The following is a 17,418-nucleotide window of genomic DNA, read 5'->3' on the forward strand; positions in this document are numbered from 1 at the left end:
CGCTATCGAAGGAAACGCGACATCACCATGTCCATGGATTCCGGCCTGCGCCGGAATGACGGAACGCGTGTCACTACCCCCACCTCAAACGATCGCATGCGGTACGAACCGCGCCAGATCGCGGGTGATCGGCCCGTCATCCTCGCGCACCGACAGCGCGACCGCGTCGTCGCCGACGATCCATGACCCGACCACCGCGTGATTGCCGTCGAACACCGGCAACCGGGCCAGCGCCTGCACGACATGACCTTCCTCGCCGTAACCGCCCTCCGGCCCACGCGCAGTGGCGCTGCCGTCGACCAATTCGATGTCCCAGCCCTCACGCGAAAAGATCGGCTTGCGCACATAGGCATCGCCAATTTCCGCCAGCGCCGCTGCGTCGTCCGCAAACGCCGCCGGCAGCAAATTCGGGTGCCCGCGATGCCGCTGCCACAGCAACGGCAATATGCCCTTGTTCGACAGCAACGCCTTCCACGCCGGTTCGAGGAACAGCGTCTTCGTCGCCGCCAGTTGCTTGGCGTACGGCTCGCGCAGCATATCCTCCCACGGATACAGCTTGAACAGCGCGCCGATCAGCACGTCGTCGCCATCGACGAACGCGCCGTCACCGTCGACCCCGATCCGGTCGATCGCGACGAACGCCGGGTCCAGCCCCGCGTGCCGCGCGACATCCTCGAGATAGCGGACGGTCTGGCGATCCTCGACATGGTCGTCGACCGACGCGAAATGGACCGTGCTACCCTTCGTAAAGAGCGCACCGAAGCGTTCGACCAGCGCATCGTGCAGTCGGTTATACTGGTCCGCCCCTTGCGCCAGCGTGCCGTCGGCGATGCGATCCTCCAGCCACTGCCACTGGAACAGCGCGGTCTCGAAGATGCTGGTCGGAGTGTCCGCGTTATATTCCAGCAGTTTCGCCGGTCCGCTGCCGTCGAAGGCGAAATCGAACCGCCCGTATAGCGACGGAGCATGTGCCTTCCACGACGCCGCCACCACGTCGCGCATATCGTCGGGAATGGCGAGCCGGTGCATCAGCGCCTCGCTGCCGACCACCTCGTCCACCAGGTCGCGGCACAGGCCGTGGAGCTCGACGCTGGGTGCCTCGATCCCCTGCTCGACCTCATCGAGCGAGAAGGCGTACCAGGCCCCCTCCTCCCAATATTTCTCGCCGTCCTGATGGTGGAAGGTGAATCCCATCCGCTCGGCGGTCGCCCGCCAGTCGGGACGGGGGGCAACCGAGCGGCGTTCCATCAGTCGCGCCCGATCGTTCCGCCGTCGCGCGTCCCGTCGGACAGGCGCGGCGCGTCCTTGGGTTGCGACAGGCGCGCGAGGATGTCGTCAGCGCTCGAATTGCCCGGCAGCAGCCCGGCGGCCTTCAGCTTCTCGTCGAGATCGGCACCGGTGCGCATGTCCTCCAGCTCGGCCTGCGCCTTGAACTTCTCTTCACGTACCGCCTGCCGCTCCTTCAGCCGGGCAAGGCTGTCCGCCGCCGATCCCAGCGACGCGGTGGCACCGCCATAGCTGCTGGCGACCGAGGCCTGCGCCTTCTGCACGCTCTCGTTCGCGCGCACCACGTCGACCTCACGACGCAGCGCGTCGATCTTGCCATCGCCGGTCTTTATGATGCCGCGGATCTTGTCCTCGGCCGACCGCATGTCGGCGATCTGCGGCGTCTTGGTCGACTGTTCCTGCTCGATCGTCGCCAGCCGCTGTGCGACTTCGCGCGCGAGGTCCATGTCGCCACGCGCCATCGCCGCGCGGGCCGACGATTCATATTTGTCGCGCTGCGAGGTGAGCGCCTCCAGTTCCTTTTCCATCATCCGCCGCTTGGCGGTCAGCGTCGCGAGGTCGTCGCGCGCCTTGGCCTGCAGCGATCCGGCATCGCGGATCTGCTGGTCGAGGATCGTCAGCGCCTTGGCATCGACGATCGACTGCCCGGTTTCGTGCGCGGTGCCGCGCACCAGCGCGACCAGATTCTTCCACATCGACATCGTCCTACCTTCCGTTACGCGGCAAATTCGGTGCGCAGTTCCGACGCCGCCTCGATCGCGTTCTGCGCCAGCACGCGCAGTTCGATCAGTACGGTATGCAGCGACGATTCGACCGACAACTCACCCACCAGCTCATAATATTCGCGTCCGCCGACTTCCGCGATGGCGAAATTCGACAGCGGCACCAGCTTCTGCGTCTTCAGCAGGAACCGGTTGAACGCGTCGGGCTCCGACTGTTCGTCGACCGGCCACAACAGGCTCGACACGACGATCTGCTCGCCCGCGACCGACGCGAAGATGGCAAGGTCGCCGAAATGGTGCATGGTCAGTTTCAGGACGGGTTCGGCCTGCTCGATCCGCTCGACGCTCAGTTCGTCGGCATGATCGGGTCCGCCCAACGCCTGCGCCAGTCCGGCGATCGTCCAGCTACGGGGTGCTTCGTCCATCCATCCCTCCGAAAAGCCGGCCCGGTGTGTTGGCCGCGCTTGACACCCCAAGCATAAGGCGCGACCAAAAAGCAAGGTGCGGGGGCATGGGCAGGGGATGAAGTCATTCGGTCTCGGCAGGTATCTAAGGCGGCTCTATCTCGCGGCCAGCGAGCTGCATCGTGGCGTGCTGCTCGCGCTGCTGGTCCTGCACATGACCATCTCGTGGGAATTGCTCGCCTTTGCCGGGGAAAGCGACCTGCTGCGCCCCTCGGCCTATCTCTATTGGTATGCGACGACCGCCTCGACGGTCGGCTATGGCGACCTGTCGCCGAAATCGGATGCCGGGCGGATCGTCACCGCGCTGTTCGTGATGCCCGGTGCGATCGCGCTGTTCACCGTGTCGATCGCGCGCGCCTTTGCCGGGGTGTCGGCGCGCTGGCGACGACGGCGCATGGGCCTGGGGGACTATAGCGCGATGCGCGGCCATATCGTCCTCGTCGGCTACGACCCCGATCGCACCCCGCGCATGATCGCCGAGATCATCGCCGACGGGCAGGGGCATGAACTGGTACTGGTCGCGACGCAGGAACTGACCGGTGATGCGGCGACGCATCGCTTCGTTCGCGTCGCCTCGCTGACCGCGCCGGCCGACCTGCGGCGTGCGGGCGTCGCGACCGCCGAGCGGGTCATCGTCTATGGCCCGTCCGATCCCGACACGCTGGCGGCGACGCTGGCGGTCACCGCGCTCAACGACGCCGGTCATGTCGTGTGCTTCCTGCGCGACCCCGACACCGCCGGGCTGCTCGCCGCCCATTGCCCGCAGGTCGAGGTGGTGCTGACCCCGACCGTCGAACTGGTGGTGAAGGCACTGAGCGACCCCGGTTCCAGCCGCCTGATCGCGCAACTCGCCAGCCATACCGACGATGGCGGCACGCTGTACGCCACCACTGCGCGCACCGGCGGCAGTTTCGACGAAGCCGCCCGCGATCTGCGCACGCGCGGCGGAATATTGGTCGCCAGCTGTGGCGCCGGGCAGCATTCGCCGGTATTCGACCCCGACGGTCGGATCGCGGTCGGCGACCGGCTGTTCTACATCGCCCGGACAAGGATCGCGGCATGATTTTCGGCAGCCTGTTCGGCGGCGCTCCCAAGGACGAACCCGCGGCGATCGCGGTGGTCCGCAACATCACCATCGGGCGGCAGGTCCGGCTCGATGCGCTCGCTTGGCGGCGGCTGACCGGTGCCGCCTTCACCCTCGATCGCGATACGCTGGAAATCACTGCGCAGGGCGTCATCCGTCTGGACGATGGCAGCCATGTCCACCGCTTCTACACCGACGACGAACTGATGCTACAGGCGGTCAGCCAGTCGGCGGACGGATCCGACGCCGACGATTTCACGCTGTTCCGGCCATGGTCGTCGACCTATCCGACCGACTGGGCCGATACCGGTGCGTTCCGTCAGCGCCTGTCGCAACCCGTCTGGGACGAACCCGGCCTCGCCCGCTTCCAGCGATTCTGGTATCCCGGGGACGATCGCAGCCAGCCGCCGGTCGAATTGTGGGAGGCGGTCTATTACGAACGCACCGGCCGCCCGGTCCGGCAGATCAAGCAGGCCTGCATGCTCTATGCGCGCGACATCGCGCCGGAGGGGCAGGAACTGTTGCTCGCCATCGCCATGCAGCCCGAGGGCGGCGATCTGACGCACGAGATCATGGTCGGGCTGCCGCTGCTGCCCGCCGAATTCAACGCCTGAACCGGCGACAAGGGGGAACCAGATGACGCTCGATTTCGGCACTTTCCTGAACGGCGCGATCCATTTCATCATCGCGTTCGGGCTGGCCTGCCTGTTCCTCGCGGTGTTCAAGCGGCTGTACCAGATTTCGACGCCCTATGACGAACGCACGCTGATCGCATCGGGCAATCCGGCGGCGGCGATCGCGCTGGGCGGGGCGATCATCGGCTTCGCGCTGCCGCTCGCCTCCGCGCTCAGCGTCACCGCCGATCCGGTCGAATTCGCCGCATGGGCGCTGCTGGCGGGCGTGATCCAGATCGTCGCCGCGCTGGTCGTGCGCCGCTTCATCGTCCGCGACATGGTCCGCCGGATCGAAGAGGGCAATGTCGCCAGCGCGATCTACAATGCGGCGACCTCAATCGGGATCGGCCTGCTCAACGCCGCGTCGATGACGTACTGAAGGGTACTTCCATGACCAACCAGCCCCCCCGCCGCAAACGCTCGGTCGCTGCCGGCCTGACTGCCGTCGGCGCCGTCGCGATGCTGTCCGGCTGCGACGACAATAACGAACAGGCCCGCTTCGGCCCCCCGACCGAGGTCGCCGCGTTCCAGAGCGTCCAGCAATGCGTCGACAGCGGCCAATATGACCGCGACACCTGCACCGCCGCCCAGCAAAAGGCGGTGAACGAGGATGCGAAGGCCGCGCCCCGATTCGACAGCCAGCAACTGTGCGAGGAACAGTTCGGCGCCGCCCAGTGCCAGCGCCGCAGCGAAGGGGGACAGAGCTTCTTCACCCCGCTGCTGACCGGCTTCCTGATCGGGCAGCTGCTCAACAACAATTCGTCGCGCTACAATTATGGCGGCCTCTACCGTGACCGCCGCGACCGGGACGGCGGCTGGTATACCGGGTCGGGCGCGTATCTCGGCACTGGCAACGGCTATCGCTACTCGGTCGGCCGCGACGCGATCACCACCCCGGTGACGACGCAGCGCATCCAGACGCGCAGTTCGGTCGTCTCGCGCGGCGGCTTCGGCGGCCGGGTCAGCGCCCGGTCGAGCGGCGGCTGGGGCGGCGGCGGGCGGTCGTTCGGGGGGTAATCGTCTAGCCCCTCCCTGGCAGGGAGGGGCCCCTCCCTGCCAGGGAGGGGAACAGTCCTACCGCAACCCCGCCACGATCGCCTCCGCCGCTGCCGACACCTCGACCCACGTCCCCTCGAACCCGGCCGCATCGCCATAATAGGGATCGGCGACCGCCTGCCCCTTCCGCCCCGGCACGGCATCCATCAGCAATCCGATCCGCGCGGTCGCATCCTTCGGTGCCCGCCGCTGCACCTCCGCCAGATTGTCGCGATCGAGCGCGAGGATATCAGTGAACCGCCGATAATCCGCCGCCTCGACCTGCCGCGCGCGATAGCCCGCGATGTCGATGCCATGCGCGAGCGCCACCGCCTGCGCCCGCGGGTCGGGCGGATGCCCGACATGCCACGCGCCGGTTCCGGCGGAATCGACGTCGATCGCCACGCCGGCCCGCGCCGCCGCGTCGCGCAACGCCGCCTCCGCTAACGGCGAGCGGCAGATATTGCCGAGACACACGAGCAGGAACGAGCGGTTTTCCGAGGTTTGCATTTTTTGAGCACCTGAAACTGACATTCGTACCATCGATATCGTCATCGCGGGCTGGACCCGAGATCCCGCTGTTCTTCGATCACGGTGCGCAAGAAGCGGGACCCCGGGTCAAGCCGAGACCTCTACGAAAGTCGTGCCCGCTAAACCATACCGAGCCGTACCCCGGCGAAGGCCGGGGTCCAGTTGGGAAGGTTTTCCGTACGTTTCGAACATCCCCCAACTGGGCCCCGGCCGTCGCCGGGGTACGATCAAAAGAGTTTCGCAGAGGTCCCGATCAAGCCCGGTATGACGATAATGAAACAGCGTTCGCTTTTACCATACCAAATCCTCCGTTCGGTTCGAGCAGCTTCGAGCCTGTCGAGAAGCGCCGGTCGAGAACCCGTTCGCTTGCGGCACCGCCTTCTCGACTACGGTTCTCGACGGGCTCGAACCTCCGCTCGAAGCAAACGGAAAGGGAGTACGAAAGCCTTGGCATCGTCCACCGCCTTACGCCAATAGTATCCCAAACAGGGGGAGAGAGTCGCATGGCGACCGTAGCAGCAACCACACCGATCGCACCGCAACGGCCAGGCGAATGGATCGGCTGGGCGGCGGTGGCGATTACCGGCGCGGTCGCGCTGGGCTGGATCGCGCTGATGCGCGGCGAACCGGTCAACGCGCTGTGGATCGTGGTCGCGGCGCTGTGCGTCTATGCCATCGCCTATCGCTTCTACGGCCTGTTCATCGCCACCCGCGTGCTGCGCGTGGACCCCTCGCGGCCGACCCCGGCGGTGCGGCGGAACGACGGCCTCGACTATGTCCCGACGCACAAGGGCGTATTGTTCGGTCACCATTTCGCCGCCATCGCCGGCGCAGGCCCGCTGGTCGGCCCGGTCCTCGCCGCGCAGATGGGCTATCTGCCCGGCACGCTGTGGCTGCTGGCCGGCGTGGTGTTCGCCGGGGCGGTGCAGGATTTCCTGATCCTCTATTTCTCGACGCGGCGCGACGCGCGCTCGCTGGGCGACATGATCCGCAGCGAAATGGGGCTGATCCCCGGCACCATCGCGCTGGTCGGCGTGCTGATGATCATGATCATCCTGCTGGCGGTACTGGCGCTGGTGGTGGTCAAGGCACTGACCGGCAGCCCATGGGGCACCTTCACCGTCTTCGCGACCATTCCGATCGCGGTGCTGATGGGGCTGTACGGCCGCTTCCTGCGGCCCGGCAAGATCGCCGAAATGTCGGTGATCGGCTTCGTGCTGCTGATGGCGGCGATCGTCGGTGGGGAGCCGGTCGCGCATTCGCCGGTCTTCGCGCCGATGTTCACCTATTCGGGGCCGGCGCTGGCGCTGATCCTGATGGCGTACGGCTTCGTCGCCTCGGTCGCGCCGGTATGGCTGCTGCTCGCGCCGCGCGATTACCTGTCGACCTTTCTCAAGATCGGGGTGATCGCCGGTCTCGCGCTCGGCATCCTGATTGTCCGCCCCGACCTGCAAATGCCGGCGGTGACTCAGTTCATCGACGGCACCGGCCCGGCCTTCTCCGGAAAACTGTTCCCGTTCCTCTTCATCACCATCGCCTGTGGCGCGGTGTCGGGCTTCCACGCGCTGATCGCCAGCGGCACCACGCCCAAGATGATCGCGAGCGAGGCCGATCTGCGCTTCATCGGCTATGGCGCGATGCTGACCGAAAGCTTCGTCGCGATCATGGCACTGATCGCCGCCTGCGTGCTCGACCCCGCCGTCTATTTCGCGATGAACGCCCCGCCCGCACTGATCGGCACCACCGCCGAATCTGCCGCGCAGGCCATTGCCCAATGGGGCTTCGTCGTCACCCCCGACATGCTGACCCAGCTGGCGCGCGACGTCGGCGAAAGCAGCATCCTGTCGCGGGCGGGCGGTGCGCCCACGCTGGCGGTCGGCATGGCGCACATCCTCAGCCAGGTGATCGGCGGACCGGCGATGATGGCCTTCTGGTATCACTTCGCGATCCTGTTCGAGGCGCTGTTCATCCTGACCACGGTCGATGCCGGTACCCGCGTCGCCCGCTTCATGATCCAGGACCTGCTGGGCAGCTTCATTCCGGCGATGAAGGAGACGCAGCAGCTCGGCCCCAATCTGATCGGCACCGCGCTCGCCGTCGCCGCATGGGGGTATTTCCTCTATAGCGGCGTCACCGATCCGCTGGGCGGCATCAACACGCTGTGGCCGCTGTTCGGCATTTCGAACCAGATGCTCGCCGCCATCGCGCTGATCCTGTCGACCGTGCTGCTCTTCAAGATGAAGCGCGACCGCTATGCATGGGTGACGATGGTCCCGACCGCGTGGCTGCTGATCTGCACGCTCACCGCCGGCTGGCAGAAGCTGTTCGACGCCAATCCCAAGATCGGCTTCCTTGCCCATGCGCAGGTGTTTTCCGACGCGCTGGCCCGCGGCGAGATCCTCGCCCCCGCCAAGACGGCGGCGGAGATGCAGCGGATCATCCTCAACGACCGTATCGACGCCGCGTTGTGCGTACTGTTCGTCGTCGTCGTGCTGTCGGTCCTCGGCTACGGCATCGGCGCGATCCGCAAGGCGAAGGCGGTGGCGACCCCCACCGCGCTGGAGGTCGGCGATGCGCTTCCTGCATAGGCTGACGGAGGGTGCGCGGCTGATGGTCGGCGTGCCCGATTACGACCGCTACGTCGCCCACCGCGCCGCGCACCATCCGCACGAACCGGTCATGACCGTGAAGGAATTTCACCGCGACCGGATCGCGCGGCGCTACGGCACCGGACCCGGCTCCCCGCCGCGCTGTTGTTGAGGGTCACCCCCCCGGAAGCAACCGCACCCCAACACCCCCGAGACAAACCCGCGCAACCGGTGTACGGCGGCCCGCCGCTGCCCGGAGCTTCCCCATGTCCCTCGGCCTAGATTTCGGCACGACCAATTCCGTCCTCGCCCGCGCGACGGCCGACGATGCGCAGCTGGTCCCGCTCGACGGTCCCGACGGGGCCGATCCGGTCTTCCGCTCGGCGCTGTGCTTCTGGCAGGACGACGTTCCCGGTGGCATCGCGGTCGAAGCCGGGCCATGGGCGATCGACGAATATCTCCATTTCCCGGAGGGTTGCCGATTCCTGCAATCGTTCAAATCGGTCGCGGCCAGCCCCAGCTTCGACACCGCGCCGATCTTCACCAAACGCTACCGGTTCGAGGATCTCGGCCGCGCCTTTCTCGACCGGCTGGCGGCCCGCGCGCAGGGTGCCCTTACCAACGCGAAGCGGATCGTCGTCGGCCGCCCGATCACCTATGCCGGCCACCGCCCCGACGAAGCACTCGCCCGTCAGCGCTACGATGCGATGTTCGCCGCGCTGGGTGCCGAAATCCTCTATGTCTACGAACCGCTCGGGGCCGCGTTCAGCCATGCCGCGACGCTCAGCGAAGCCGCCACCATCCTCGTCGCCGATTTCGGCGGCGGTACCAGCGACTTTTCGGTGGTCCGCCTCGAAGCGCCCGGTGCCGACCGTCGCGCCCAACCGCTCGGCCATGCCGGGATCGGCATCGCCGGCGACCAGTTCGACCGCCGCATCCTCGACAAACTGGTCCTGCCGCTGCTCGGCAAGGGCGGCACCTATCGCTCGTTCGACAAGGTGCTGGAAATCCCGGCGGGCCATTTCACCGACTTCACCGACTGGTCGCGCCTCGCGCTGATGCGCAACCGCAAGACCATGGCCGAACTCGACAAACTGCGCCGTGCCGCGACCGATCCCGACGCGATCGAACGGATGATCGCGGTGATCGAGGGCGAACAGGGCTATCCCCTCTACGACGCGGTCGGACAGGTGAAGCGCGCCCTGTCGAAGGGTAACGCCGCCACCTTCAGCTTCGAAGGGGGCGGCATCGCGATCGAGGCGGAGGTGACCCGTGACCAGTTCGAGCACTGGATCGCCGACGACCTCGCCCGCATCATGGCGACCGTCGACCGCGCGCTCGACGCCGCCGGGCTGGCGGCCAGCGCGATCGACCGCGTGTTCCTGACCGGCGGCACCTCGCTCACCCCCGCCATCCGCCGCGCCTTCGCCGACCGGTTCGGGCAGGACCGGCTGGCCTCGGGCAACGAACTGACCTCGGTCGCCCACGGCCTCGCGCTGATCGGCCAGCAGGACGACGCCGCCGCATGGACGGCGTAGGCCTTTCCTACAGCGGCGCAGCCTGCCAGACCCGAACCGCTCTTTGACAGGTCCGCCCCACGCCCAACCCACAACGTCACCCCGGACCTGATCCGGGGTCCCGCTTCTTCTTCGCGGCCGGGTGGAAAGCGTCGCTCCATGGCAAGTTGAGACTTCCGCGCACACCGTGCGCTGCGCCACCAATCTACCGTACCCCCGCGCAGGCGGGGGTCCAGAGCCAAGTAAAACAGCGACTTGCGCATGTGTCCCTGGACCCCCGCCTGCGCGGGGGTACCGTCAATCTGTGGCTGAGCCACGCGACGTTCGCAAAAATCGTCAACCACACCCACTGCAAACACGTCGCAAGTGTGACTTTCGTGACCTTTGGCCGAAAACCTACCGCCCGGCCCGCACCATCAGCGCCCGCGTGACCCCATTGGTCCAACCGAACCCGTCCTGCAGCGGATATTCGCCGCCACCGCCCGGCCGAACCTCCTCGACATCGTACTTCTCGACCAGCTTGCCCGACGCCGCATATTCCCGCGCGACGCTCGCCAGAAACCGCTGCGAAATCGTGTCGGCCAACCGCTTGTGCCCGGTCCGGTCCAGCCCGCTGACCGCGATCCATTGCAGTGGAGCCCAGCCATTGGGCTTGTCCCATTGCTGTCCGGTATCGACCAGCGTCGATCGCAGCCCGCCCGGTGCCAGCAATTGCCGCTCGATGGTCGCCGCCACCCGGTCGGCCCGCGCGCCCGTCGTCAGCCCGACGAACAGCGGATAGGCGGTTGCCGCCGTCACCCCGCCACGAAGCTGCCGACGCTTGACGTCGTAATCGCCATAGCGCCCGTCGGCCTCGCTCCACAGCCAACGCTCGATCGCCGCGCCGCGCCTTGCCGCCCGGTCGGCAAAGTCCCGCGCCGTTGCCGCATCGCCCGCCTTGGCCGCACCATCGGCGATCGCGCGCTCCATGCCCCACAGCAAGCTGTTGAGATCGGCCGGCAGGACATTGGTCGTGTCGATCGTCGTCAGCGTGGCACCGTCGGCCAGCCAGCGCGACGAAAAGTCCCAGCCGCTCTCCGCCCCGGCGCGCAGCTCACGATACACCTCCGCGACCGGCCGGCCGCTGGCCTTCGCCGTCTCGACATCCTCGCGCCACGATTCGTCCCGTGGCGTGGTCCGCGCATCCCAATAATGTTGCAGCACCGCCCCGTCGGGCAGCGTCACCGACCGTTCGGGCGCGGTGAAGAACGCATGTTCGCGCTTCAGCGCCGCCACCCGCCGCGCCAGCACCGCCGGGTCGGTTTCCTTCGACAGGCCCATCATCAGGTACAGGAACGGCGGCTGCGACCGGCTGAGATAATAGCTGCGCGTGCCGTTGGGCACATGGCCGTATCGCTCGACCAGATCGGTGAACGCCGCGACCATCGATTCGATCAGGTCCTGGCGGTTGTCGGCAGCCAGACCCAGCATCGTGAAATAGCTGTCCCAGTAATACATCTCCCGGAACCGCCCACCCGGCACCACGAACCGGTCGGACACCGCCAGTGCGCTCGACCCCGGCGGCGGTGCCACCGGTTCGCGGGTTAGATGCGGCCACAGATCGGCGATATGCCGCTCGATCGGCAGGCGCGGGCCGTGATCGGACTCGGGCACCGGCAGCAGCCCCGGCACGTCAAAATTGGCCAGCACGAACGCCTTGAGCGCCGCATCGTCCCGGAAATCGCCGCGCCGGAAATCGGCAAGGATCGCGGCATCGGCGCGCTTGGGCACCGCATCGACGAAGGTCTTGCCGTCGGGAAAGATGCGCCGCATCTGCACCGCTTCGAACAACGGCCCGAACCGGTCGGCCGGGGTCGCCACCCCCGCCGCCGGGGCCGTGACGGCGACCGGCGGTGCCTGACCGGACGCAGCGCATCCGGCCAGCAGCAACGGCAGCAACAGGCGATACCGGTGCCGCATCTCACGCCACCGTCTGTTCGATCACGCCGAAGATCGGGTGATGCCGATCATCCTCGGCCCAGATGCGGACGGTGTCGCCGGCCTTCAGGAACGGCGTCTCCGCCTTGCCGCCATGGATCGTTTCGACCGTGCGGATCTCGGCCAGACACGAATATCCGACCCCGCCCCCGGCCACCGGCTTGCCCGGTCCGCCATCGGCATCGCGGTTCGACACCGTGCCCGACCCGATGATCGTGCCGGCACCCAGCGCGCGTGTTTTCGCGGCATGGGCGATCAGTGTGCCGAAATCGAACGTCATGTCCTCGCCCGCGTCCGCCCGCCCGAATGGCTGCCCGTTCAGGTCGACGTTCAGCTTGCGGTGCAGCTTGCCGTCCTGCCACCAATCGCCCAGCGCATCGGGGGTGACGAACACCGGCGAAAATGCCGATGCCGGCTTCGACTGGAAGAATCCGAACCCCTTGGCCAGTTCGCCCGGGATCAGCCCGCGCAGCGACACGTCGTTGGTCAGCCCGACCAGCCGCACCGCCGCCAGCGCCGCCTCGCGCGAAGCGCCCATGGCGACGTCGCCGGTGACCACCACCACCTCGCCCTCGAAATCCAGACCCCAGCCATCGTCGCCCGCCGGGATTGGGTCGCGGGGGCCGAGAAAGCCGTCCGACCCGCCCTGATACATCAGCGGATCGTGCCAGAAGCTGTCGGGCATCTCCGCCCCGCGCGCCTGCCGCACCAGCGCGACATGGTTCACATAGGCCGATCCGTCCGCCCATTGATACGCGCGCGGCAGCGGCGACGCGGCCTCGCGTTCGTGGAACCGGTCCTTGGGGATCACGTCATGGTCGAGATCGGTGGCAAGGTTGCGCAGGTCGCCCTCGACCCGGTCCCAATCGTCCAGTGCCGCCTGCAACGTCGGCACGATCGCGCTCGCATCGGCATACCAGGCAAGGTCGCTCGACACGACGACCAGCCGACCGTCCCGGCCGTGCTTGAGGCTGGCGAGTTTCATGGATGCGCTCTCCTGATCGTTGTTCTTGTGTCCCGGTTCTGCGCGCCCGCACCAGCGATGTCGAGGGCCGGGCCGCACCGTTTCTTAACCCGTTGGGCATATCAAAAGCCGGTCGCCCATTCGCAGGACCGCCGTCATGCTCCGCGCCGAAGATTTGATCCGCGAACATCTGCAACTGGCGTCGGTGGCCGCCGATCTCCTCCGCCATGCCGAGGCGCGACCGATCGATCCGGCATCGATCGCGACGACACGCTGGTCGCTCAGCCGGCAGCTGTTCGCCCATCTCGCGACCGAGGACCGCGTCCTCTACCCCATGCTCCGGCGCAGCGCGGACCGGAAAACGGCGGAACTGGCCGACCGGTTCGCCACCGAACTCGGCGGGCTGGCCGATACGTTCAAGGGCTATATGCTCGACTGGACCGCCGAACGCATCCAGCGCGACCCCGACGGCTTCGAACGCGACACCCGCATGCTGTATGCCCGGCTGGGCGAACGCATCCGGCGCGAGGAAGCCGAACTCTATCGTCACATTCCTGACACGCGATCCGTCGCCAAGGTGGACGTGGCCGCGCGAGGGGCCTAGTGCAGCGCCGATACCGACAGGCATGAGGGTTTCAGGACGTGGCGAACGTAGCGGTGATCGGCGCCCAATGGGGTGACGAGGGCAAGGGAAAGATCGTCGACTGGCTGGCGGAGCGCGCCGACATGGTCGTGCGGTTTCAGGGCGGCCATAACGCCGGCCACACGCTGGTCGTCGGCGGCACCGTCTACAAACTGTCGCTGCTCCCCTCTGGCATCGTCCGCGGCACGCCGTCGATCGTCGGCAACGGTGTCGTCCTCGATCCATGGGCGCTGAAGGCCGAAATCGAACGGCTGCGTGAACAGGGCGTCTCGGTCACCCCCGACACGTTGATGATCGCCGAGACGTGTACCCTGATCCTGCCCTTCCACCGCGACCTCGACGGCCTGCGCGAGGATGCGAGCGGGGCCGGCAAGATCGGCACCACCCGTCGCGGCATCGGCCCGGCCTATGAGGACAAGGTCGGTCGCCGTGCGATCCGCGTCTGCGACCTTGCCCATCTCGACGATCTCGAAGCGCAGCTCGACCGCCTGACCGCGCATCACGACGCGTTGCGCGCCGGCTTCGGCGAACCGCCGGTCGACCGGGCACGGCTGATCGCCGAACTGCGCGAGATCGCCGATTTCGTCCTGCCCTATGCCCAGCCGGTGTGGCGCGTGCTGGCGCAGGCGAAGGCGACCGGCAAGCGCATCCTGTTCGAAGGGGCGCAGGGCGTGCTGCTCGATATCGACCACGGCACCTATCCCTTCGTCACCTCGTCCAACACCATCGCCGGCACCGCCGCCGGCGGTTCGGGCATGGGTCCGGGCGCGGTCGGCTTCGTGCTGGGCATCGCCAAGGCCTATACGACCCGCGTCGGCTCCGGCCCGTTCCCGACCGAACTGGAGAACGAAACCGGCGAGCGGCTCGGCGTACGCGGCCATGAATTCGGCACGGTGACCGGCCGCAAGCGTCGCTGCGGCTGGTTCGACAGCGTGCTGGTACGACAGGCGGCGGCGGTCGGCGGCATCACCGGCATCGCCCTGACCAAGATCGACGTGCTCGACGGGTTCGAGGAAGTGGCGATCTGCACCGGCTATCGGCTGGGCGATCAGGTGCTCGACTATTTCCCGCCGCACGCCGCCGATCAGGCGAAGGTGGAGCCGGTCTACGAAACCATGCCCGGCTGGTCGGAATCGACCGCCGGCGCGCGCAGCTGGGCCGAACTGCCGGCACAGGCGATCAAATATATCCGCCGGATCGAGGAGTTGATCCAGTGCCCGGTGACGCTGGTATCGACCAGCCCGGAACGCGACGACACGATCCTCGTGCGCGATCCGTTCGCCGACTGACGCCTTCGCCGTTACCCACCCACGCCCGCTCGGTTCGAGCAGCTTCGAGCGAAGTCGAGAAGCGTCCGTCGAGAACGCCTTGTGTGGCGTAACCCCTTCCCGACTTCGGTTCTCGACCGGCTCGAAGCCAACGGGGCAGGCTGGCGGGGCATGAGACAGCAAAAGGCCCGCCCGGATCACCCCGGACGGGCCTTTTCGCCAAATCAGCCGATCAGCGCGGCTTGCGTACCTTGCCCGGCGGCTTGGTCGTCGTTGCATCACCCGTGCTCGGCGACATGGTGTCGTCGGTCGTGGCGGTGGTGCCCGTCGTCGTGCCATCGGTCGTCGTTTCACCCGGCCCAGTCGGATCGGTAGGTACCGGGTTGGTCGGACCGGTCGTCTGCGGCATCGGCTGGGTCGGGCGCGCCGGGTCGACCGTGCCGGGTACGCTGTTCGGCGACGTCGGTTGGGTCTGGGTCGTCGGCACCTGCGCGACGGCGGCGGTGGCCCCGCCCAGGATCAGCAGGCTCGCGAAAATGGTCTTGCGCATCGAGTGTCTCCTTGCATCAAGCAGGGGACTCAAGTCGCGAACGGCCCGAAGGGTCCATCCGCTTCACTCAACCCATCGTAAAATATGGTCATTCCTGCGCCGGACCGTGGCTCAGCGGCGATCGGCCATCAGCCGACCTGCCCGCGGTGCCGCAGTTTCTGATCGGCCAGCACCAGCGCGACCATCGCCTCGACCACCGGTACGCCGCGAATGCCGACACAGGGATCATGCCGTCCCTTGGTCGCGATCGTTGCCGCCTGCCCATCGGGGCCGATCGTCTCGACGGGCGTCAGGATCGAACTGGTCGGCTTGAACGCGACCCGCAACGTCACCGGCTGTCCGGTCGAAATGCCGCCAGCGATGCCGCCGGCATGGTTGGCAAGGAACGCCGGCCCGCCCTCGCCCGGCCGCATCGGATCGGCATTGGCCTCGCCCGACAGCGCGGCCGCCGAGAAGCCGGCGCCAATCTCCACGCCCTTGACCGCATTGATCGACATGGCCGCGCTCGCCAGTTCGGCATCCAGCTTGGCATAGAGCGGCGCGCCCCAGCCTGCCGACACGCCCTCGGCACGACAGGCGACGACCGCACCCAGCGACGACCCGGCCTTGCGCGCGCCGTCGACCAGCGCCTCCCAGCGCAACGCCGCCGCCGCATCGGGACAGAAAAACGGGTTGCGGCCGATCTCGGCCACATCGAACGCCGCCGGGTCGATCGCATCGCCGCCGATCGATTCGACCCATGCGGTGATCGTCACTTCGGGGATGACCAGCCGCGCCACCGCACCCGCCGCGACCCGCGCCGCCGTCTCGCGCGCCGACGACCGCCCGCCGCCGCGATAGTCGCGAAAGCCGTATTTGGCGTCATAGGCATAATCGGCATGACCGGGGCGATACGCCTTGGCGACGTCCGAATAATCCTTCGATCGCTGGTCGACATTCTCGATCATCAGGCTGATCGGCGTCCCCGTCGTCCGCCCCTCGAACACCCCCGACAGGATTCGCACCGCATCCGGCTCGCGCCGCTGGGTGGTGAAGCGGCTGGTGCCCGGCCGCCGCGCGTCGAGGAACGGCTGGATATCCGCCTCGCTCAGGCGCAGTCCCGGCGGACATCCGTCGACGACCGCACCCAGCGCCGGGCCATGGCTTTCGCCCCATGTCGTGAAGCGGAACAGATGACCGAAGCTGTTGTGGCTCATGCGTCTTCCCCCAACGCCGCAAAGGCACGGGCATGGGTCGCCGCGCCGGGTGTGTGGACGCACGGTCCGTCGTTCAGGCGGATGCCCAGAAAATTCTCACCGGCATAAGGGCTGTCGAACCCGCGCGCCGTTGCCGCATCGAACCCGAAGCGGCCATAATAATCCGGATCGCCGAGCACGAATGCCAGCTCGACCCCGGCGCTGCGCAGATGGGCAATGGCGGCGGCGACCAGTGCCTCGCCGACCCCCTGCCCCCGCGCCGCACGCACCACGGCCAGCGGTGCGATCGCCACCGCAGCGACCTCGCGCGTGTCGGCGGCCACCTGCATCCGGCTGGCGGCGATCATGCCGACCACCGCGTCGTCATCCTCGGCGACCAGCACCAGCACCAGATCGCCGTCGATCGCCAGTTGCTGGACCAGCCGCGCCTCTTCGTCGCGCGGGAAACAGGTGCGCAGCAGCGCATCGACCACCGGTGCGTCGGCCCAGGTCGCCGCGCGGATCACCGCCGGATGCTTCATCCGCCGTATTTTCCGGTCGGACATGCCGCCTTCGCCAGCTCCTCGCCGATCGTTTCCGGCGCGATCGGCCGATGGCGGTAGCGATTTGCAGCTTCGTTGGTGCTGTCGACGACATTGCCTTGCGGATCGTAATCGATATTCGCGAGCACCTGATAAGTGGCCGCAGCGCAGTCGATGGCGAAACGCCGTTTCGACGATCGGACCCGTACCGTTCGATCGGCGCTATAGTCCGCCGTCGCCCAGAAAACGGGATTCATTTCCCCCTCGTTAGCGAGATCATTGGCCCTGACGGACCAGATAGCGCCGGTATCTGCCGTCGCCACCTTGCGCCACGGATTGTCGTCCTGCGCCACCATGAGCATCGTTAACACCGTCAATGCGGTCGTCACCATCGAAC

General features: G+C 67.3%; 19 protein-coding genes. 9 read left to right on the forward strand and 10 right to left on the reverse strand.

From position 1 onward, the window contains the following. Positions 1-84 precede the first annotated feature (84 nt). The 3 genes from ASE70_RS17145 to ASE70_RS17155 are packed head-to-tail and all read right to left on the reverse strand — an operon-like array spanning position 85 to position 2,434. On the reverse strand, positions 85-1,248 hold the full coding sequence (locus tag ASE70_RS17145; RefSeq protein WP_056402761.1) for a glutathionylspermidine synthase family protein: 1,164 nt from the start codon (positions 1,246-1,248) through the stop codon (positions 85-87). Further along, the gene (locus ASE70_RS17150) at positions 1,248-1,988 is read right to left on the reverse strand and encodes a PspA/IM30 family protein (RefSeq protein ID WP_056402764.1); all 741 of its coding nucleotides are present in this window, start codon (positions 1,986-1,988) and stop codon (positions 1,248-1,250) included. The genes ASE70_RS17145 and ASE70_RS17150 overlap by 1 nt, the downstream gene beginning before the upstream one ends. A gap of 14 nt (positions 1,989-2,002) precedes the next feature. Then, positions 2,003-2,434 (reverse strand): YjfI family protein, encoded by a 432-nt coding sequence (locus tag ASE70_RS17155; protein WP_056507455.1) that lies wholly within the window; start codon positions 2,432-2,434, stop codon positions 2,003-2,005. Between the two features lie 97 nt (positions 2,435-2,531). Here ASE70_RS17155 and ASE70_RS17160 point away from each other — a divergent pair, with 97 nt between their 5' ends. From ASE70_RS17160 to ASE70_RS17175, 4 genes are read left to right on the forward strand one after another with little or no spacing between them, the layout of a single operon-like run. Next, on the forward strand, positions 2,532-3,536 hold the full coding sequence (locus ASE70_RS17160) for a potassium channel family protein (protein ID WP_056507460.1): 1,005 nt from the start codon (positions 2,532-2,534) through the stop codon (positions 3,534-3,536). Further along, positions 3,533-4,171 carry a DUF2491 family protein gene (locus tag ASE70_RS17165; protein WP_200925673.1) on the forward strand — a complete coding sequence of 213 codons (639 nt, stop codon included), beginning with the start codon at positions 3,533-3,535 and terminating at the stop codon, positions 4,169-4,171. The genes ASE70_RS17160 and ASE70_RS17165 overlap by 4 nt, the downstream gene beginning before the upstream one ends. Before the next feature lie 22 nt (positions 4,172-4,193). Further along, on the forward strand, positions 4,194-4,610 hold the full coding sequence (locus tag ASE70_RS17170; RefSeq protein WP_056507464.1) for a DUF350 domain-containing protein: 417 nt from the start codon (positions 4,194-4,196) through the stop codon (positions 4,608-4,610). A gap of 11 nt (positions 4,611-4,621) precedes the next feature. Next, positions 4,622-5,248: a DUF1190 domain-containing protein gene (locus ASE70_RS17175; protein ID WP_056507467.1), complete on the forward strand. Its 627-nt coding sequence runs from the start codon at positions 4,622-4,624 to the stop codon at positions 5,246-5,248. Between the two features lie 57 nt (positions 5,249-5,305). On the opposite strand, the gene ASE70_RS17180 is transcribed toward ASE70_RS17175, so the two are convergent. Next, positions 5,306-5,776: a low molecular weight protein-tyrosine-phosphatase gene (locus ASE70_RS17180; RefSeq protein WP_056507473.1), complete on the reverse strand. Its 471-nt coding sequence runs from the start codon at positions 5,774-5,776 to the stop codon at positions 5,306-5,308. 524 nt (positions 5,777-6,300) lie between these two features. Between ASE70_RS17180 and ASE70_RS17185 the strand changes: the two genes are divergently transcribed. The 3 genes from ASE70_RS17185 to ASE70_RS17195 all read left to right on the forward strand — a co-directional run bounded on the left by ASE70_RS17185 (position 6,301) and on the right by ASE70_RS17195 (position 9,923). After that, positions 6,301-8,385, forward strand: coding sequence for a carbon starvation CstA family protein (locus tag ASE70_RS17185; protein WP_056507476.1), 2,085 nt, complete (start codon positions 6,301-6,303; stop codon positions 8,383-8,385). Continuing rightward, a complete protein-coding gene (locus tag ASE70_RS17190) occupies positions 8,369-8,557 on the forward strand; it encodes a YbdD/YjiX family protein (protein ID WP_056402783.1) in 189 nt (62 codons plus the stop codon). The genes ASE70_RS17185 and ASE70_RS17190 overlap by 17 nt, the downstream gene beginning before the upstream one ends. Before the next feature lie 94 nt (positions 8,558-8,651). Beyond that, positions 8,652-9,923, forward strand: coding sequence for an Hsp70 family protein (locus ASE70_RS17195; RefSeq protein ID WP_056402790.1), 1,272 nt, complete (start codon positions 8,652-8,654; stop codon positions 9,921-9,923). 375 nt (positions 9,924-10,298) lie between these two features. Here the strand turns inward: ASE70_RS17195 and treF are convergent, their stop codons facing one another. Beyond that, on the reverse strand, positions 10,299-11,861 hold the full coding sequence (treF, locus tag ASE70_RS17200; RefSeq protein ID WP_056507479.1) for an alpha,alpha-trehalase TreF: 1,563 nt from the start codon (positions 11,859-11,861) through the stop codon (positions 10,299-10,301). A 1-nt stretch (position 11,862) separates the two neighbouring features. Continuing rightward, positions 11,863-12,864 (reverse strand): fumarylacetoacetate hydrolase family protein, encoded by a 1,002-nt coding sequence (locus tag ASE70_RS17205; RefSeq protein ID WP_056402801.1) that lies wholly within the window; start codon positions 12,862-12,864, stop codon positions 11,863-11,865. A gap of 136 nt (positions 12,865-13,000) precedes the next feature. Here ASE70_RS17205 and ASE70_RS17210 point away from each other — a divergent pair, with 136 nt between their 5' ends. After that, positions 13,001-13,447 (forward strand): hemerythrin domain-containing protein, encoded by a 447-nt coding sequence (locus ASE70_RS17210; protein WP_056507482.1) that lies wholly within the window; start codon positions 13,001-13,003, stop codon positions 13,445-13,447. A gap of 38 nt (positions 13,448-13,485) precedes the next feature. Further along, positions 13,486-14,775, forward strand: coding sequence for an adenylosuccinate synthase (locus ASE70_RS17215; protein ID WP_056402807.1), 1,290 nt, complete (start codon positions 13,486-13,488; stop codon positions 14,773-14,775). A gap of 211 nt (positions 14,776-14,986) precedes the next feature. Here ASE70_RS17215 and ASE70_RS17220 read toward each other — a convergent pair whose 3' ends face one another. From ASE70_RS17220 to ASE70_RS17235, 4 genes are all read right to left on the reverse strand, one after another. Further along, on the reverse strand, positions 14,987-15,304 hold the full coding sequence (locus ASE70_RS17220; RefSeq protein WP_056402810.1) for a hypothetical protein: 318 nt from the start codon (positions 15,302-15,304) through the stop codon (positions 14,987-14,989). Positions 15,305-15,432: 128 nt separating this feature from the next. Then, positions 15,433-16,500, reverse strand: coding sequence for a chorismate synthase (gene aroC / locus ASE70_RS17225; protein ID WP_056507486.1), 1,068 nt, complete (start codon positions 16,498-16,500; stop codon positions 15,433-15,435). Further along, complete coding sequence (locus ASE70_RS17230; protein ID WP_082451098.1) at positions 16,497-17,045, reverse strand: GNAT family N-acetyltransferase; 549 nt, start codon at positions 17,043-17,045, stop codon at positions 16,497-16,499. The genes aroC and ASE70_RS17230 overlap by 4 nt, the downstream gene beginning before the upstream one ends. After that, positions 17,018-17,413 carry a surface-adhesin E family protein gene (locus ASE70_RS17235; RefSeq protein ID WP_056402818.1) on the reverse strand — a complete coding sequence of 132 codons (396 nt, stop codon included), beginning with the start codon at positions 17,411-17,413 and terminating at the stop codon, positions 17,018-17,020. Before ASE70_RS17235 ends, ASE70_RS17230 begins: the two co-directional genes overlap by 28 nt. Between the last annotated feature and the right edge of the window lie 5 nt (positions 17,414-17,418).

This window comes from Sphingomonas sp. Leaf22, assembly GCF_001421715.1.
GTDB lineage: Bacteria > Pseudomonadota > Alphaproteobacteria > Sphingomonadales > Sphingomonadaceae > Sphingomonas.

Excerpts from the sequence above, each read along its gene's own strand:
- ASE70_RS17190 (WP_056402783.1), top strand. The coding sequence starts at position 8,369 with ATGCGCTTCCTGCATAGGCTGACGGAGGGTGCGCGGCTGATGGTCGGC.
- ASE70_RS17175 (WP_056507467.1), top strand. The coding sequence starts at position 4,622 with ATGACCAACCAGCCCCCCCGCCGCAAACGCTCGGTCGCTGCCGGCCTG.
- ASE70_RS17205 (WP_056402801.1), bottom strand. The coding sequence starts at position 12,864 with ATGAAACTCGCCAGCCTCAAGCACGGCCGGGACGGTCGGCTGGTCGTC.
- ASE70_RS17145 (WP_056402761.1), bottom strand. The coding sequence starts at position 1,248 with ATGGAACGCCGCTCGGTTGCCCCCCGTCCCGACTGGCGGGCGACCGCC.
- aroC (WP_056507486.1), bottom strand. The coding sequence starts at position 16,500 with ATGAGCCACAACAGCTTCGGTCATCTGTTCCGCTTCACGACATGGGGC.
- ASE70_RS17230 (WP_082451098.1), bottom strand. The coding sequence starts at position 17,045 with ATGTCCGACCGGAAAATACGGCGGATGAAGCATCCGGCGGTGATCCGC.
- treF (WP_056507479.1), bottom strand. The coding sequence starts at position 11,861 with ATGCGGCACCGGTATCGCCTGTTGCTGCCGTTGCTGCTGGCCGGATGC.
- ASE70_RS17185 (WP_056507476.1), top strand. The coding sequence starts at position 6,301 with ATGGCGACCGTAGCAGCAACCACACCGATCGCACCGCAACGGCCAGGC.
- ASE70_RS17165 (WP_200925673.1), top strand. The coding sequence starts at position 3,533 with ATGATTTTCGGCAGCCTGTTCGGCGGCGCTCCCAAGGACGAACCCGCG.
- ASE70_RS17235 (WP_056402818.1), bottom strand. The coding sequence starts at position 17,413 with ATGGTGACGACCGCATTGACGGTGTTAACGATGCTCATGGTGGCGCAG.
- ASE70_RS17150 (WP_056402764.1), bottom strand. The coding sequence starts at position 1,988 with ATGTCGATGTGGAAGAATCTGGTCGCGCTGGTGCGCGGCACCGCGCAC.
- ASE70_RS17160 (WP_056507460.1), top strand. The coding sequence starts at position 2,532 with ATGAAGTCATTCGGTCTCGGCAGGTATCTAAGGCGGCTCTATCTCGCG.
- ASE70_RS17180 (WP_056507473.1), bottom strand. The coding sequence starts at position 5,776 with ATGCAAACCTCGGAAAACCGCTCGTTCCTGCTCGTGTGTCTCGGCAAT.
- ASE70_RS17210 (WP_056507482.1), top strand. The coding sequence starts at position 13,001 with ATGCTCCGCGCCGAAGATTTGATCCGCGAACATCTGCAACTGGCGTCG.
- ASE70_RS17220 (WP_056402810.1), bottom strand. The coding sequence starts at position 15,304 with ATGCGCAAGACCATTTTCGCGAGCCTGCTGATCCTGGGCGGGGCCACC.
- ASE70_RS17195 (WP_056402790.1), top strand. The coding sequence starts at position 8,652 with ATGTCCCTCGGCCTAGATTTCGGCACGACCAATTCCGTCCTCGCCCGC.
- ASE70_RS17155 (WP_056507455.1), bottom strand. The coding sequence starts at position 2,434 with ATGGACGAAGCACCCCGTAGCTGGACGATCGCCGGACTGGCGCAGGCG.
- ASE70_RS17170 (WP_056507464.1), top strand. The coding sequence starts at position 4,194 with ATGACGCTCGATTTCGGCACTTTCCTGAACGGCGCGATCCATTTCATC.